Origin of the sequence: Streptomyces sp. NPDC005423 (genome assembly GCF_040606415.1) — a bacterium.
GTDB lineage: Bacteria > Actinomycetota > Actinomycetes > Streptomycetales > Streptomycetaceae > Streptomyces.
The window spans coordinates 23217-37743 of sequence record NZ_JBEXET010000026.1 but is presented as its reverse complement, the minus strand read 5'-3'; the positions used below and the strand labels follow the sequence as shown (position 1 = coordinate 37743).

The window sequence follows — 14527 nt, the reverse complement described above, 5'->3', positions numbered from 1 at the left end:
GCGCCCGACTCACCCGGGCTGCCCCTGCGCGGTGAACATGTCGATCAGGCCCTGGGGCGCGCGGTCACCGTACATGAGCTCGTACAGGTCGACGGCGACGGCGGCCTCCGCGCCGCTGCGCGGGAACATGGCCTGCTCGTACGAGGTGAGCGCCGCCTCGACGTCACCGGGGTGCGCGGCGATGGCCTCGCCGAGTTCGGCGCCGTCGTACATGGCGAGGTTGGCGCCTTCGCCCGAGGGGATCATGAGGTGGGCGGCGTCACCGATCAGGGTCACCCCCGCCACCCGGTCCCAACGGTGGCCGGTCGGCAGGGTGTTGAGGGGGCGCAGGACCGGCGCGGTCTCCCCGTCGGTGATCAGCGCGGTGAGTTCCGGCGCCCAGCCGTCGAACTCCTCGGCGATCCGGGCGGTGGCCGCGGCGGCGTCGGTGAAGTCGACGGCGTCGAACCACTCGCGCGGCTTGCGGAGCGCCACGTAGGTGTGGAGGTTCCCCTCGCTCTCCCGGTGCGCCTGAATGCCCTTGCCCGGGGCGAGGGCGAAGAGCGCCCCGCCGCCCACCGCCTTGGCGGCGGCGGGGTGGCGGGCGTCCCCGTCATAGAGGTAGGTCTCGACGTAGGACGTGCCGACGTACTCCGGCACGGCGTCGGAGAGCAGCGGCCGGACCCGCGACCACGCGCCGTCCGCGCCGACCAGCAGGTTCGTCACGACCGTCCCGCCGTCGGCGAAGGTCACCTCGTGGCGGCCTTCGCCGAGGGCGCGGGCACCGCTGACCTTGTGTCCCCACCGGACGGTGCCGGCCGGGAGCGATGCGAGCAGCACGCGTCGCAGTTCGCCGCGCTGCACCTCGGGGCGGCCGCCCGTGCCGTCGTCGGGCTCGTCGAGCAGGACCGTCCCGTCCGGCGCGAGGATCCGGGTCGCCTCGCGGCCTTCCAGGACGAGGGCGCGGAACTGGTCGGTCAGCCCCGCCGCCCGGAGAGCGGGTTGGCCGTTGTGGTCGTGGATGTCGAGCATCCCGCCCTGGGTGCGGGCCGCCGCGGAGGGCTCGGCCTCGTAGACCGTGGCCGGGATGCCGTGGACGTGCAGGACGCGGGCAAGGGTGAGGCCGCCGAGGCCGGCTCCGACGATCGTGACGTGCGTGCTGATGGTGACTCCTCCGGGTTGCGACCGCCCCGGCTGGCGGGGGCGGCCATGACGTGCTGGTACGTCGTTCCATTGTTGGAACAGCGCTCCAGACGTGTCAAGTTGGAACGGCACTCCAGATGTGGGAAAATACGGGGGTGGCAACGCGGACACCCCGATCACAGCGGCGCACGGAGGCACTCTCCCGGGAGCGCATCGTCGAGGCGGCCGTCGGGCTGCTCGACGCCGCGGGCGAGGGCGGGCTGACGTTCCGGGCGCTGACCGAGCACCTCGCCACCGGCCCCGGGGCGATCTACTGGCATGTGGCGAACAAGGGCGAGCTGCTCGGCGCCGCCACCGACGCCGTGGTCGCCGCGGCCCTGGCCGGCGAGGCCGCCCGGGTTCCGGACTCGCCGCAGGACGGGGTCCGCGCCGTCGCGCTCGGCCTGTTCGACGCGATCGAGGCCCACCCGTGGCTGGCGACGCAGCTCTCCACACACTTCTCCCGCAGCCCCTGGGGGCCGGTCGCGCCGAGGATCTTCGAGAGCATCGGCCGGCAGGTCCGCGGGCTGGGTGTGCCCGAGGACGGCTGGTTCGTGGCGGCCTCCGTGCTGGTGCACTACATCCTCGGCGCGGCGGCCCAGAACGCGGCGAACACCGCGAGCGGCCACGCCCTCGGGCCCGGTACGGACCGTGCGGAGTTCCTCGACTCGGTGTCCACGGCCTGGGAGGAGCTCGATCCCGACGAGTACCCGTTCGCCCGGGCCGTCGCCGGCCAACTGCGCGACCACGACGACCGCGAGCAGTTCCTCGCCGGTATCGACCTCGTCCTCGCCGGCATCACCACCCGCCGACGCCCCGGCACAGAGCCGGCGACCCCGCCAACTGCCTGATCGCGGAGCCGAGTTGCGGCCGGGCCGGATCGCGGCAGAACCGCGCGGCCCGCAGGCGCGACTACACGTAACTCCGGTCCGGGGCCGGTCCGATCGCCGAGGCGATGGCCTGGGCCAGGGGTTCCGTCTCCGTCGCCGGCAGGGTGGAGACGGTGACCCGGATGCCGGGGCGGGCGCCGATGCGGAAACGGGCGCCGGGGGCCACCGCCCAGCCGGCGTGCAGAAGGCGGGAGACGGCGCCGGTCTCGTCCGGTACCGGGACCCACACGTTGAGGCCGCTGCGGCCGTGGGCCGTGATGCCCCGGGCGGCGAGCGCGGCGATCAGGGCGGACCGGCGCTCGGCGTAGGCCGCCGCCACCGCCGGGGTGTCCACCGCGCCGTCGTCCCACAGCCGCAGCACGGCCCGTTGCAGCAGGCGGCTGACCCAGCCGGGGCCCAGCCGCTGGCGGCCCCGGACCCGGTCGAGGGTGACGGCGTCCCCGGTCAGCACCGCGAGCCGCAGATCGGGGCCGTACGCCTTGGCGACCGAGCGGACGAAGGCCCAGTTGCGCGTGGTGCCGGCCAGCGGGTGCAGGGGCAGATCGACGATGTCGTGCCCGTGGTCGTCCTCGATCAGCAGCGTCTCCGGGTGCCGGCGCAGCAGGGCGCGCAGGGCACGCGCGCGTGCCGCGGTGACGACGGCGCCGGTCGGGTTCTGGGCCCGGTCGGTGACGATCAGGGCCCGCACGCCGGACTCCAGGGCGGCCCGCACGTCGTCGGGCAGCGGCCCCTCGTCGTCGACCCGCACGGGGGCGACACGCAGCCCGAGTGAGGGGATCAGGTCGAGCAGGCTGCCCCAGCCCGGATCCTCGACGGCGACGGTGTCACCCGGCTTGAGGTGGGCCGCGAGGACCCGCTCGACGGCGTCCAGCGAGCCGGAGGCGACGCCCACCGGGCCGTCCGGCACCCCGTCGGCGTCGAGTCCGGCGCGGGCGCGGCGGGCGAACCCCGGTTCCACGGGGGCGTCGCCGTACAGCACGGGGTCGCGGTCGCCCTGCTCGGCGGCGAGCGCGAACGCCCGCGCCAGGGAGGGCAGCAGCGCCGGGTCGGGGTTGCCGTGCGAGACGTCCCGCACGCCCTCCGGCACATCCGCCCGCACCCGCTCCCGCCCGGTCGTGGCCGGCCGGGGCCGCACCCGGCTGCCGCGCCGCCCGGCGGTCTCGATCACCCCGCGCTCCCGCAGCGTGCGGTAGGCGGCCGCCACGGTGTTCGCGTTCACCCCCAGCTCCACGGCCAACTCCCGCATCGGCGGGAGCAGTTGACCGGGCTCCAGTGCGCCGGAACCGACCGCGCGCTCGATGTCCGCCGAGATCTCGGCTGCGCGCCGCCCGGCGATCCTATATTCTCCTAGCACAAACCAGATTATGCACTAGTGCAATGGAGAGCGCAATGCAGGGGACCCCGCAGCCGTCCGACCAGCCCGCCGTGTACCCGCCGACCGACCGCACCGTCCCCACCCGCTCGGCGGACCGGGCGTCGTACGACAAGGAGTTGGTGCACTCGATACTCGACGAGGGGTACGTCTGCCATCTCGGCTTCGTGCGCGACGGCGCGCCGGTCGTCCTGCCGACGCTGTACGGACGGTCCGGCGAGCGGCTCTACGTGCACGGCTCGACGGGGTCGCGCCCGCTGCGCATGACGGGCCTGGCAGACCCCGGACTCGCCGTCTGCCTGACGGTCACGCACGTCGACGGGCTGGTGCTGGCCCGCTCCGCGTTCCACCACTCGATCAACTACCGCTCCGTCGTGGTGCACGGCATCGCCCGTCAGGTCACGGACCCCGAGGAGAAGCGCACCGCCCTCGACCTGCTGGTCGACCATGTCGTACCGGGCCGGGCGACCGACTCCCGGCCCGCCAACAGGAAGGAACTGGCCGCCACTTCGGTGATCCGCCTCGACCTCGGCGAGGTCTCCGCGAAGGTCCGCACGGGCGGGGTGAACGACGAGCCCGAGGACCTCGCCCTCCCCCACTGGGCCGGCGTGGTCCCGCTGCGCAGGACGTACGGCACCCCGCTCCCGGACGGCGACCTCGCCCCCGGCACCGCGCTCCCCCACTACCTGGAGAGCCTCTGATGCTCATCCACCCCTGGGACGCCCCCACCGACGACACCGAGTGGCAACAGTGGCTCGCCACCCACGACTTCGGCCAGCTCGCCGTCAACGGGCCGTCCGGGGAACCCCCGTTCGTCCAGCCGCTCCACTTCGCCTACGACCCCGGGCGCGGCGAGGCGGTGACCCATCTCGCCCGCCCCAACCCGCTGTGGCCCGCGCTGGTGGCCGACCCCGTGGTGCTGCTGAGCGTGGTCGACGACTACGTGTACGTACCGGGCCCCTGGCAGGCACCCCCGGAGGATCCGCCCGAGCACGGCACTCCGACCAGTCTCTACGCGGCGGTCCAACTCCGCTGCACGGCGCACGTCGTGGACGACCCGACGGCGAAGGCGGAACTGCTGAACCGCCAGGTCGGCCACTTCCAGCCGGAAGGCGGTTCCGCCGAAGTCGCCCCGGATCAGGCTCCGTTCGACCGCATGCTGTCCGGCATCCGGGTGCTGCGGCTCGAAGTGACCGGCGTACGGGCCAAGTTCAAGTACGCGAGCCACCGGCCGGAGGAGGTGCAGGACCGGATCGCGACGGGGCTGGCGGAGCGGGACCGGCCCAGGGACGCCGAGGCGCGCGAGCACCAGCTGCGCCGACGGGGTACCTGGCCGAGGACCCCCTGATCCGCCCGGCCCGCGGTCCGGACGGTGTGCGGCGGCCGCGCGTCGCCCCTATGTGGACGACTCGCGCGCCGGCGACTCCCGCTCCGCCCCGCCGTCCCCGCTCGCGACGGGACCGTCCGCCCCCTTCACCGGCGCCGACGACTGCGCGATGAAGGCTCCCGCCAGCACCACCGCGCCCCCGGCGATCTGCGGCGCGGAGAGGTGTTCGCCGAGCAGCACCCAGGCCAGCACGGTCGCGACGACCGCCTCCAGGCACGCGACGACACCGGCGACCTGCGGGGAGAGCCGCCGCACGGAGAGCACGCCGGTGACGTAGGCGAGCACCGTGGCGACCAGGACGATCCAGGCCAGCAGCAGTCCGGCCGCGACGGGGGTGCCGTTCATCCGCGCGTCACCGGTGAGCACGGACCAGTCCATCGTCCAGGGGCGGGCCGTCGCGGTCAGCACGGCGGCGCCGACGAGCAGGCCGTACGCGATGACGCCGATCGGGTCCGGCGCGGCCTCGCCCGCGTCGCCGCCCTGGTCGGAGAGGACGAAGTAGCCGACCTGGCAGCAGGCCGCGCCGAGCGCGAGCACCAGTCCGAGGGCGTCGAACCGGAGCCCCGACCACACCTCCACGACACAGGCCAGTCCGCCCGCCGCGAGGACCACGCCCAGCACGGCGGCGCGGGTGACGGGCCGCCGTTGCACGAACCGCACCCAGCCGAGCACGAGGGCGGGCGCCAGGTACTCCACGAGCAGGGCGACCCCGACCGGGATCCGGGAGAGCGCCCCGAAGTAGCACGCCTGGACACCGGCCACGGCGAGGAGTCCGAAGCCGAGGAGCAGCCCCGGACGGCGGCGCACCAGCGCGCGGTGGCGCACGGCGAGCGGCAGCATCACGAGGGCCGCGCCGGTCACCCGCAGCCACACCACGTGGAGCGGGTCGAGACCCGCCTCGATCAGTGGTTTGGCCGCGACCCCGGAGCCCCCGAAGGCGAACGCGGAGAGCAGGGCGAGGCCGAGTCCGGCGCCCTTTCCGCCGCGGCTCCGGCCGCTCTCAGACGTGTGCACCGGCCCATGATGACAGGGGACGACATGAGCGTCATCCCGCTACGCACCTGTCTCAGCGGGTGGACGCCGAGCCACGGCGGCCGGCCGTCTCAGCGGGCCGCCGCCCCGCCGCTCCGTACGCACTCCTCCTCCCCCGCACGGCCCTCCGCCCGGACCAGCACGTCGGGCGACGCGATCCCGGCGCGGCCGAGCACCTCGACGGCGCGGGCCCGGGGGTCGGCGACGATCGCGGCGAGCAGATCCGTCCCGCGCGCCAGGTCGCCCCCGCGCCGTCCGGCGCGCTCGCAGGCGCACTCCAGGGCGTCCGCGGCGAGCGGCGACCAGCCGTCGGCGGCGGCCGGGGCGGAAAGCGCGCCGGAGTCCTCGACCGTGCCCTGCCAGCGCAGGCCGTAGCCGATGCTGCGCTGGACGAGGTAGCCGAGCAGCCGGGCGATCCGCGGCCCGTCGCCGAAGACCCCCCGGACCTCCGGGTCGGACTCCAGCAGGGTGTGCAGCAGATGTGCGGTGTCGAGCTGCCGGTCCCCGTCTCTCAGTGCGCGGCGGCGGGCGGCGGCGACCACCGCCGCCAGTTCGGCGCTCAGCCTGGCATCGCTGTCCGCGCGGTGGATGCCCTGCTCGTAGGTCGACTGCCGGGGGATACGGGTTCGCACACTCCTACCCCATCAGTCCGGCGCGACCCGGGCATCCCCGGCGGGAACCATCCTCGTGTCCCACGCTGAGTGGACGACCACCTCCGCGATCTCCTCCTCGCGGAGGAGATCAGGCCCGTATCCCCTCGCGGGCGCGCACCGTCCCGCGACGCGCGCTGTAGCCGCCCGAGCCCACGCCGCTTTCCTGCCGGCCTCAACCACGTTCACGCGCGCACTTCCTGACGGTTCATCAGTATTGAATGTTGAGGGCCCGGCGGCTACGTTCCGCGACACCGTAGCCCGACAGAAGAGGTGGTCGCATGGCCGAAGTCACCGCGGAGACACGCATCGAGGCGCCGGCCGAGAAGGTGTGGGCCCAGCTCACGGACTGGTCCGCGTACGGCAAGTGGAACGCGACCCACACCAACTTCCCCAAGGGCGGCCCCCAGACGCTGGAGACGGGCGGGACCTTCCTGGAGAACATGAAGCTCATGGGTTTCCCCGCGGAGGTCGAGTGGACCATCGAAGAGGTGGCGGCGGCCCGGGTGCTGGCGATCCGCGGCAAGGGGCCGATGGCCGTGACCGTCGTCACGCGCTACACGCTCATTCCGGACGGGGACGCGACGACCGTGCGCATCGACGGCGAGTTCACGGGCGCGGCGGTGTCGCTGATGGCGGGCAAGCTGAAGGACTCGGCGACGGCCGCGCTGGCCGAGTCGCTGCGCAGACTGGACGGGCTGGTGACCTGAGAACACACGAAGGCGGCGCCCCGTGGAGTGCTGCGCGGGGTGCCGTGTTCGTCGCGTGGGGCGAGTCCGGCCGGCTCGCCGTGACGGCCCGCCGACCGTTCAGTCCTCGTCGGCGAGGATGAGGTACAGCTTCTTGCGGGCGTCGTTGATGACGGCCAGCGCCTTGTCGCGCTGCTCCTTGCTGCCGGTCTTCCAGACCTGGCCGAAGGCCTCCATCAGTCCGACGCCGGCCTGCCGGATCTCGCCGAGGGCTTCCCAGTCGACCCCGCGGGAAGCCTCTTCCCAGGGGGCGTCCGGGCCCTCGTCGGCCGTGGTGCGGCCGGACTCGGTGAGGGCGAAGAGCTTCTTGCCGCCCTCGGTCTCGCTGATGATCAGGCCCTCGTCCTCCAGCAGTTGCAGGGTGGGGTAGACCGAGCCGGGGCTCGGCTTCCACGCGCCGCCGCTGCGTTCGGCGATCTCCTGGATCATCTCGTAGCCGTGCATCGGCCGGTCCTTCAGCAGCGCCAGGATCGAGGCCCGCACGTCACCGCGGCGCGCCCTGCCCCTTGGACCTCCGCGCCCCCGGCCGCCCCAGGGGCCGCCGGGGCCGAAGCCCGGCCCGAAGCCGCCGGGGCCACCCGGACCGAAGGGCCCGAAGGCGGCACGCCGCCCCTCGAAACCGTCCTGCCCGCGTCCGCCCGGACCGCCTTCCCGACGTCCATGTCCACGCTCGTATCCGTGGGTACGCATCGCAATCACTCCATTCCATCGTTGATCTGTCGCGATGCGTCAACGATATATCGGTTGAGTTCGGATGACAACCCCCGCCGGAGGCCCGTTCCGGAAGCGGGGGCGGAAGTCCGGGAGGGGCCGCCGTCCGTGCCCCGGCGCTCCGGCCGTCGGTGTGGCGCGGTCCACGCACCGGGGATTGGCCTTGTCGCCCCGCCGCGTGCGACCGCTAGCGTCGGGCCATGCGGATTCGAATCGTCGACGCCTTCACCGACCGCCCCTTCGCCGGCAACCCGGCCGGAGTGCTGCTCCTCGACGCCTTTCCCGACGACTTCCGCCTTCAACGGGTGGCGCTGGAGGTCAACCACGCGGAGACGGCGTTCGCACACCGGCTGCCGGCGGGCGGGGAGGCCGACTGGGCGCTGCGGTGGTTCACCCCGGCCACGGAGGTCGCGATGTGCGGGCACGCCACGCTCGCCACGGCTCATGTGCTCTTCAGCACCGGAGAGCACCGGGGACCCGTGCGGTTCGCCACCCACAGCGGGGTGCTGCGCGCCACGCCGGGGGCCGACGGGACGATCACCCTCGACTTCCCCACCGCCCCGCTCACCCCCGTCGAGATCCCGGCCGGACTCGCGGAGGCGCTGGGGGCACAGCCGCTCGCCGCCACCGACACCGGACCGGACGTCGGTGACCTGGTGGTCGAGGTCGCCGACGAGACAACGGTCCGCGGGCTCGACCCCGACCACAGGGCGCTCGCCGCCCACTCCGAGCGCGGCATCATCGCCACCGCCCGCGCCGAAGACCCCTCCCGGGGCTACGACTTCGTCTCCCGCTGCTTCTTCCCGAACGTCGGCATCGACGAGGACCCGGTGACCGGCAGCGCCCACACCGCCCTGGCCCCCTACTGGTCCGGGCGGCTCGGCGGCACGGTCCTCACCGGGCTCCAGGCATCGCCCCGCTCCGGCCGCGTCCGTACCGAACTGCGCGGCGAGCGGACCCTGTTGACCGGCAGCGCGGTCACGGTCATCGACGGCGAACTGCTCGCCTGAACCCAACAGGTCCGGCCCGCGCGCATGTCAGGCCGTGGGCAGCCAGCCGACCTTCCCGGCCAGCAGCGCGTAGCCGACGAACGCGCCGATGTCGAGCAGGGAGTGCGCCACCACCAGCGGACCCACCCGGCCCCAGCGCCGGTACAGGTACACGAAGACCACGCCCATCACCATGTTGCCGATGAAGCCACCGATCCCCTGGTAGAGGTGGTAACTGCCGCGCAGTACGGAGCTGGCCACCAGCGCGGTGCCCGGCGTCCAGCCCAACTGGCCGAGCCTGCGCAGCAGATAGCCGACGACGATCACCTCTTCGAGGATCGCGTTCTGCATCGCCGACAGGATCAGCACCGGGTACTTCCACCACACGTCCGGCAGCGCCTCCGGCACCACGGTGAGGTTGAAACCGAGCCCGCGCGCGGCCAGGTAGAAGGCGATCCCGGCGCTGCCGATGACCGCCGCGACCGCCGCCCCGCGTCCGAGGTCCGGCCAGGGCCGGGTGCGGTCGAAGCCGATCGCGCGCAGGCTCGCGCCCTCCCGCAGCAGCAGGTGCGCGACGAGCGCGACCGGCACCAGGGCGGAGGCGATACCGAACAGCTGCCAGGCGAGATCGAGCCATGGACGGCCCGGCGCGGCCGAGGCGTTGAGGGTCGCCGCCTGGTCCTTGAGGCCGCCCGGCTTGGTGACCGATCCGACGAAACTGATCAGGGCGGACACCCCGCTCGCTCCGAGCGAAAGCCCCAGAACGAGCAGCGTCTCGGAACGGAGCATCCGTCCCGAGAGCCGCTCCGGCGGCTGGGAACCAGCCACCGCACCAGCCTCCACCTGCACTCCTGCCTCCAGTTGAGTAGTCCCGCCGCACGGCCATCCTCGCCCCGCCAGGGTCTCGAAAGAAGGTGCGAAGATCGTGCGCGACAGGCCGTTGGGGGGACGGACGCGGGGTGTGCTCCCCCTCGTGTCCGCCATACGGCCGGACTTCGGCACGAGGTTCACGAGGGAGGGACACCACCGTCATCGGACGTCACAGCTTGCCCGATGGCCACGGGGCGGGAAGCAGCGACCCCCGCCCACGGGCACGCCGGCGCACGGTGGCCGTCGCCCCGGTCCTGGTGTTCACCGTCGCCGGGGGCACGGCGGCCGCGGTCAGAGGCGGGCTCCTCTCCTTCGACTCCTCCTGCCGGGAGAACGCGGTGAGGCTGGACCTCGCCTCCTCCGCCGACCTGGCCCCCACGCTGAGAGCGGCCGCCGACCGGGCCCGGGACGCGGACGTCGCCGAGGAGTGCGGAGCGCGTGATGCTGCCAGGGTCCTGGTTCGGACGGGGCCCGGCAGATCGCGGAGGCCACCGGCGGTTCGGGCCACGAGGCCAGCAACCCCGCGCAGATCCAGTCGGTGATCCTCCAGGCGACCGTGGCGGCCGGCGGCGCGGCAGCCTCCGCCGACCGGAACTGAACAGCCGCTGCGAGCAACGCAGTTGACGCGCGCGTCAGCCCAGCGGGGCGGGCTCCGGCAGCCCCACCGGCCAGGTGTGGACCGGCTCCCCCAGATGCATCAGCTCGGAGTAGCGGCGCGTGGTGGCGGCCAGCGCGGCCTCCCGGTCCAGGCCCTTTTCGAGGGCACTGTGGAAGGTGGCCGCCTGCCAGGACGCGCCGTTGACCCGGAGCCGGCACCGTTCGTCGATCACGCCCAGGTAGAAGTCCCGGTCGGCGGGTTCGACACCCCAGGCGTCCAGCCCGGCCGCCGCCAGCGGCAGCAACTCCTCGCGTACGAGGGTCACCGCGTCGATCTCCGAGGTGCCGCTCAGCCTGCCCTGCCGGGGCCAGACGAGCCGGGCGTCGATGCCGTAGCGGCAGGCCGTGTCGAAGTTGGCGGCGGCCGCCTCGAAGGGAAGCCGGGTCCACACCGGACGCACCTCCTCGGCGAGGGCGCGGACGACGCCGTAGTAGAAGGCCGCGTTGGCGACGACGTCGGTGACGGTGGGGCCGGCGGGCAGCACGCGGTTCTCCACGCGCAGGTGCGGGACGCCGTCGGCGATGTCGTAGACCGGGCGGTTCCAGCGGTACACCGTGCCGTTGTGCAGGACGAGTTCGGCGAGGCTGGGCACGCCGCCCGCGTCCAGCACGCTGATCGGGTCCTCGTCGTCGCTGATCGGCAGGAGGGCCGGGAAGTAGCGCAGGTTCTCCTCGAAGAGTTCGTACGCCGACGTCACCCAGCGCTCCCCGAACCAGGTGCGCGGGCGCACGCCCTGGGCCTGGAGTTCGGGCGGCCGGGTGTCGGTCGACTGGAGGAACAGCGGGGGCCGGGACTCGCGCCACAGCTCACGGCCGAAGAGGAACGGCGAGTTGGCGCCGACGGCGACCTGCGCGGCGGCGACCGCCTGTGCCGCGTTCCACACGTCGGCGAAGCGGTCCGGGGTGACCTGGAGGTGCAGTTGTACGGAGGTGCAGGCGGCCTCCGGCGCGATGGAGCGCGAGGTGCAGGTGAGGCGCTCGACCCCGTCGATGTCGAGGGCGAAGTTCTCGCCCCGGGCGGCCACGATCTGGTCGTTGAGCAGCGTGTAGCGGTCGGCGGCGGAGAGGTTCGAGGGGACCACGTGATCCGCGTCGAGGGTCGGCAGAATGCCGATCATCACAATTCCGGCGTCCAGCTCTCCCGCTTTCCGGTGGGCATATGCCAGGGAAGTGCGCAGTTCCTCGCTGAGCCGGTCGAATACCGGACCGCTCAATCGGTGGGGCGCTATGTTGACTTCCAGGTTGAACCTGGCGAGTTCTGTTTGGAAATCGTGGCTCGCGATCCGCTCGAGTACCTGCGCATTCAACATGCTCGGCATACCATGGGGATCGGCGAGATTCAATTCGATCTCCAGCCCCATCAGATTCTTGGGGCGGTCGAACCGCTGCTCGGCCAGCAGCCGCTCCAGTCCCGCCAGACACTGCCGGAGCTTGTCGCGGTAGCGCTGGCGATCGGCCAGGTCGAACGTTCCGGCCACGACCTTCTCGCCCATCGCTGCGCCTCCTCGGTCTCCGTCGGGTGTCTGGGTCAGGATTGATGATGCCCAGCGGATGCGATCGATAACGTCCCGGACGGGCGGCGTACCCGCTACTGTGGTCGGATGTGACCGGCGGCACATTCACGCGGCATGAAGCGCCGGGCGGTTCGCGGCTTCTGAGAAACTCGTGAAAAGCGCCGATGGGAATTGGCCGACCGGTCCACCGACATATCCCGAGGTCATCGCCGCGCGACCGGCCGGGAACCGGGATTTTTCCCCCGAATCGACGACTCATTTGCTCCTTGTTGTTCATACGGGAAACAGCTAGCCGAAACAATGCCTGAACGCGTGTCGTATAAACTCCGCAGACAAGGCAGAAGGTTGGCACCCACGGTTTCCACTCCCGTCGTCCACGTCACGTACGGCGGTCCGTGTGCCGCGCTCCACCCTCCGTTCACTCACCGTGACCCCGCCTCTCTGACCCCCCGAGAGCTGACAGCGTCGTCCGCCCCCGCCCTCGCGCCCCCGTGCCTGTCGAATGAGAGAGGCGACCCACCATGCCGCTGCACATCCCCCCGGCTCCCGCGCCCGCCCTGCGCTCCGTCCTCACGGCACTCGGTTCCCCCACCGCGGTCCGCGAGGCCCGCACACCGTCCCTGCGTGCCGCACAGGGACCCGCGACTCCCGAACTCCCGCTGCCGGTGCACGTATGGGACGGGGTCAGCGCGGAGGGCGTCTCCGCCACCCGGCTCACCGGGTGGCGTTTCCTGATCCGCTGCGGTGACCGCGCGGTGGCCGCCGCCGAGACGATGCTGACGCCCGACGGCTGGGCGTTCTCCCACTTCTTCGAGGGGCCCTACATCGCCTCGACCGAACTGGCGCTGCGCCAGGCCGAGACGATGAGCCACACCTACCAGCCGCGGTTGCTCTCGGTGCCCGGCCTGTACATGCTCACGCTCTGGCTGCACGGCGACTGCGCCGCCGACGCGGCCACGGGCCACCCGGCCGCCGCCGATCTGCTGGTGCCCCTCGCCCCGGCGCCGCCCGGCATCGCGGCCCACCGGCCGCACCCCGCCGCGGAGCTCCTCCCGGTGCTGACCCATCGGGTGACTCGGGCCCCGCTGCTCGGTTCGCCCGCCTGAGCCGCACCGCCCTCAGCCGTCCCGCACCGCCCCGAGCCGCCGTCCGGACCCCGCCACCGTGTTATCGGTGACGGGGTCCGGTCGCGTGTACGGTCCGTCTTTCACCCGCGCCCTGCTCGTACGAGCGAGAAAAGACTCGGAAGAGCCGGAAAAGGGCTCCGGCCGGTCTGGACTAGCCCGATCCGGCCATGGCGAACCACCCGAAGCGGCAGGGTACTTGGACTGAACCGCCGGTGCGGCGGACGCGTCATCAACCTGTGAGAAGTGGTGCTGCCAAATACCTGCGGAATGACGCCCGTGGGGCAAGACTGGGTCCCGACCGACTTTAAACACAACGGGGGGCGGCCATGGACAACGCTTCAAGCCGCGCGACAGATCAGACATCCGTTTCACTCGTCACGACAGAGCGAAAGATCCCACCCATGTGCCAGCACCAGCCACCGTGTCCGTCAGCCGAATCAGCCGACCGGGAGTCAGCGCGCCTCGTCGCCCACCACCCCGAACAGGGGTGGAGCCTGCTGTGCAACGGCGTACTGCTCTTCGAGGACACCGGTGAGCTGCTGCCCGACGGCCAGATCATCGCTCCGCACCGCCCGCTGGGCTCGGAGAAGGTGATGACCGCCGCCTGAGCGGCACCGGCGGTGCGGCACACCGTCCGCAGACACGAGGGGCCGGCCCGCGGGAGACTCCGCGAACCGGCCCCGACGCATGTCCGCGAGCGACGGCCTACGTCACCTCGACCCGGAATTGGCCTCGTCGGCCAGGGACTTGAGCGCGATGTTGAGCTCCAGGACGTTCACCCGCGGCTCCCCCATGAAGCCGAGGGTGCGGCCCTCGGTGTGGCTCCGCACCAGCTTCTCCACCTGGCCGGCCGGGAGGGCGTTCCTCTCGGCGACCCGGCGGACCTGGAGTTCGGCGTAGGCCGGGGAGATGTCCGGGTCGAGGCCGGAGCCGGAGGAGGTGACGGCGTCGGCGGGGACCTGGGCGGGCCGGACGGGGTGACCGGGCACCGAGTTGTCCCTGACGACCGCCGCCTTGGCGTCCCTCACCTGCCGGCCGAGGACCTCGCTGTCCGCGGCGAGGTTGGTGGCCCCGGAGAGAAGCAACTGGTACTGCCGATTGACGGTGTTGCCGCCGAGGCCGTTCCGCGGCCTCCCCTGGAACCACTTCAGGTCCGCCCGCGCCGTCTGCTGGCCCTTCTTCAGGGGCAGGTCGTACGACTGCCCGATCAGGGACGAGCCGACGACCGCGCCGTCCGCCGAGACCTGCGAGCCGTTGGCGGCGCCGTGGAAGAGGCTCTGGGCGACGCCCGTCACCGCGAGCGGATAGACGACACCGGTCACCAGAGTCAGCACGAGGAGCGCGCGCAGCCCCGCCCAGAGCAACCGGGCCGTGCTGGATACCGAGTTGTTCATGCCGATCAACACGCTTTCGAGGAG

The 14527-nt window shown here is 72.6% G+C and carries 15 protein-coding genes; 7 read left to right on the top strand and 8 right to left on the bottom strand.

Translation table 11 applies throughout. From position 1 onward, the window contains the following. Positions 1-9: 9 nt before the first annotated feature. Entirely contained in the window at positions 10-1143 is a 1134-nt protein-coding gene (locus tag ABZT12_RS25030) for an NAD(P)/FAD-dependent oxidoreductase (RefSeq protein WP_356388648.1), read from the bottom strand. 134 nt (positions 1144-1277) lie between these two features. Here ABZT12_RS25030 and ABZT12_RS25025 point away from each other — a divergent pair, with 134 nt between their 5' ends. Continuing rightward, positions 1278-2012: a TetR/AcrR family transcriptional regulator C-terminal domain-containing protein gene (locus ABZT12_RS25025; protein ID WP_356388498.1), complete on the top strand. Its 735-nt coding sequence runs from the start codon at positions 1278-1280 to the stop codon at positions 2010-2012. Between the two features lie 61 nt (positions 2013-2073). On the opposite strand, the gene ABZT12_RS25020 is transcribed toward ABZT12_RS25025, so the two are convergent. Further along, complete coding sequence (locus tag ABZT12_RS25020; protein WP_356388496.1) at positions 2074-3405, bottom strand: aminotransferase class I/II-fold pyridoxal phosphate-dependent enzyme; 1332 nt, start codon at positions 3403-3405, stop codon at positions 2074-2076. A gap of 35 nt (positions 3406-3440) precedes the next feature. Between ABZT12_RS25020 and ABZT12_RS25015 the strand changes: the two genes are divergently transcribed. Both ABZT12_RS25015 and ABZT12_RS25010 read left to right on the top strand, forming a co-directional pair. Then, positions 3441-4124: a pyridoxamine 5'-phosphate oxidase family protein gene (locus ABZT12_RS25015; RefSeq protein WP_356388494.1), complete on the top strand. Its 684-nt coding sequence runs from the start codon at positions 3441-3443 to the stop codon at positions 4122-4124. Beyond that, a complete protein-coding gene (locus tag ABZT12_RS25010) occupies positions 4124-4771 on the top strand; it encodes an FMN-binding negative transcriptional regulator (RefSeq protein WP_356388492.1) in 648 nt (215 codons plus the stop codon). Before ABZT12_RS25015 ends, ABZT12_RS25010 begins: the two co-directional genes overlap by 1 nt. A gap of 48 nt (positions 4772-4819) precedes the next feature. Here ABZT12_RS25010 and ABZT12_RS25005 read toward each other — a convergent pair whose 3' ends face one another. Next, the gene (locus tag ABZT12_RS25005) at positions 4820-5824 is read right to left on the bottom strand and encodes an EamA family transporter (RefSeq protein ID WP_356388490.1); all 1005 of its coding nucleotides are present in this window, start codon (positions 5822-5824) and stop codon (positions 4820-4822) included. 89 nt (positions 5825-5913) lie between these two features. Then, positions 5914-6474, bottom strand: coding sequence for a Clp protease N-terminal domain-containing protein (locus ABZT12_RS25000; RefSeq protein WP_356388488.1), 561 nt, complete (start codon positions 6472-6474; stop codon positions 5914-5916). Between the two features lie 299 nt (positions 6475-6773). Between ABZT12_RS25000 and ABZT12_RS24995 the strand changes: the two genes are divergently transcribed. Continuing rightward, positions 6774-7202: an SRPBCC family protein gene (locus ABZT12_RS24995; protein WP_356388486.1), complete on the top strand. Its 429-nt coding sequence runs from the start codon at positions 6774-6776 to the stop codon at positions 7200-7202. Positions 7203-7301: 99 nt separating this feature from the next. On the opposite strand, the gene ABZT12_RS24990 is transcribed toward ABZT12_RS24995, so the two are convergent. Then, on the bottom strand, positions 7302-7931 hold the full coding sequence (locus ABZT12_RS24990) for a PadR family transcriptional regulator (protein ID WP_356388484.1): 630 nt from the start codon (positions 7929-7931) through the stop codon (positions 7302-7304). Positions 7932-8152: 221 nt separating this feature from the next. Here ABZT12_RS24990 and ABZT12_RS24985 point away from each other — a divergent pair, with 221 nt between their 5' ends. Next, on the top strand, positions 8153-8962 hold the full coding sequence (locus ABZT12_RS24985) for a PhzF family phenazine biosynthesis protein (RefSeq protein WP_356388482.1): 810 nt from the start codon (positions 8153-8155) through the stop codon (positions 8960-8962). Between the two features lie 27 nt (positions 8963-8989). Here the strand turns inward: ABZT12_RS24985 and ABZT12_RS24980 are convergent, their stop codons facing one another. Together ABZT12_RS24980 and ABZT12_RS24975 are read right to left on the bottom strand one after the other, a co-directional pair. Continuing rightward, on the bottom strand, positions 8990-9790 hold the full coding sequence (locus ABZT12_RS24980) for a type II CAAX endopeptidase family protein (protein ID WP_356388480.1): 801 nt from the start codon (positions 9788-9790) through the stop codon (positions 8990-8992). A gap of 653 nt (positions 9791-10443) precedes the next feature. Beyond that, positions 10444-11961, bottom strand: a complete 1518-nt coding sequence (locus ABZT12_RS24975; protein ID WP_356388478.1) for a glutamate--cysteine ligase — start codon at positions 11959-11961, stop codon at positions 10444-10446. A 542-nt stretch (positions 11962-12503) separates the two neighbouring features. Between ABZT12_RS24975 and ABZT12_RS24970 the strand changes: the two genes are divergently transcribed. Then, entirely contained in the window at positions 12504-13088 is a 585-nt protein-coding gene (locus ABZT12_RS24970) for a hypothetical protein (protein WP_356388476.1), read from the top strand. 422 nt (positions 13089-13510) lie between these two features. Continuing rightward, entirely contained in the window at positions 13511-13717 is a 207-nt protein-coding gene (locus tag ABZT12_RS24965) for a DUF5999 family protein (RefSeq protein ID WP_356388474.1), read from the top strand. 102 nt (positions 13718-13819) lie between these two features. On the opposite strand, the gene ABZT12_RS24960 is transcribed toward ABZT12_RS24965, so the two are convergent. Further along, positions 13820-14503 carry a potassium-transporting ATPase subunit C gene (locus ABZT12_RS24960; RefSeq protein ID WP_356388472.1) on the bottom strand — a complete coding sequence of 228 codons (684 nt, stop codon included), beginning with the start codon at positions 14501-14503 and terminating at the stop codon, positions 13820-13822. Positions 14504-14527 lie beyond the last annotated feature (24 nt).

Bases quoted from the DNA above. Each gene is read 5' to 3' on its own strand.
- ABZT12_RS24985 (WP_356388482.1), top strand. From the start codon at position 8,153: ATGCGGATTCGAATCGTCGACGCCTTCACCGACCGCCCCTTCGCCGGC.
- ABZT12_RS24990 (WP_356388484.1), bottom strand. From the start codon at position 7,931: ATGCGTACCCACGGATACGAGCGTGGACATGGACGTCGGGAAGGCGGT.
- ABZT12_RS24995 (WP_356388486.1), top strand. From the start codon at position 6,774: ATGGCCGAAGTCACCGCGGAGACACGCATCGAGGCGCCGGCCGAGAAG.
- ABZT12_RS25015 (WP_356388494.1), top strand. From the start codon at position 3,441: ATGCAGGGGACCCCGCAGCCGTCCGACCAGCCCGCCGTGTACCCGCCG.
- ABZT12_RS24975 (WP_356388478.1), bottom strand. From the start codon at position 11,961: ATGGGCGAGAAGGTCGTGGCCGGAACGTTCGACCTGGCCGATCGCCAG.
- ABZT12_RS24965 (WP_356388474.1), top strand. From the start codon at position 13,511: ATGTGCCAGCACCAGCCACCGTGTCCGTCAGCCGAATCAGCCGACCGG.
- ABZT12_RS24960 (WP_356388472.1), bottom strand. From the start codon at position 14,503: ATGAACAACTCGGTATCCAGCACGGCCCGGTTGCTCTGGGCGGGGCTG.
- ABZT12_RS25010 (WP_356388492.1), top strand. From the start codon at position 4,124: ATGCTCATCCACCCCTGGGACGCCCCCACCGACGACACCGAGTGGCAA.
- ABZT12_RS24970 (WP_356388476.1), top strand. From the start codon at position 12,504: ATGCCGCTGCACATCCCCCCGGCTCCCGCGCCCGCCCTGCGCTCCGTC.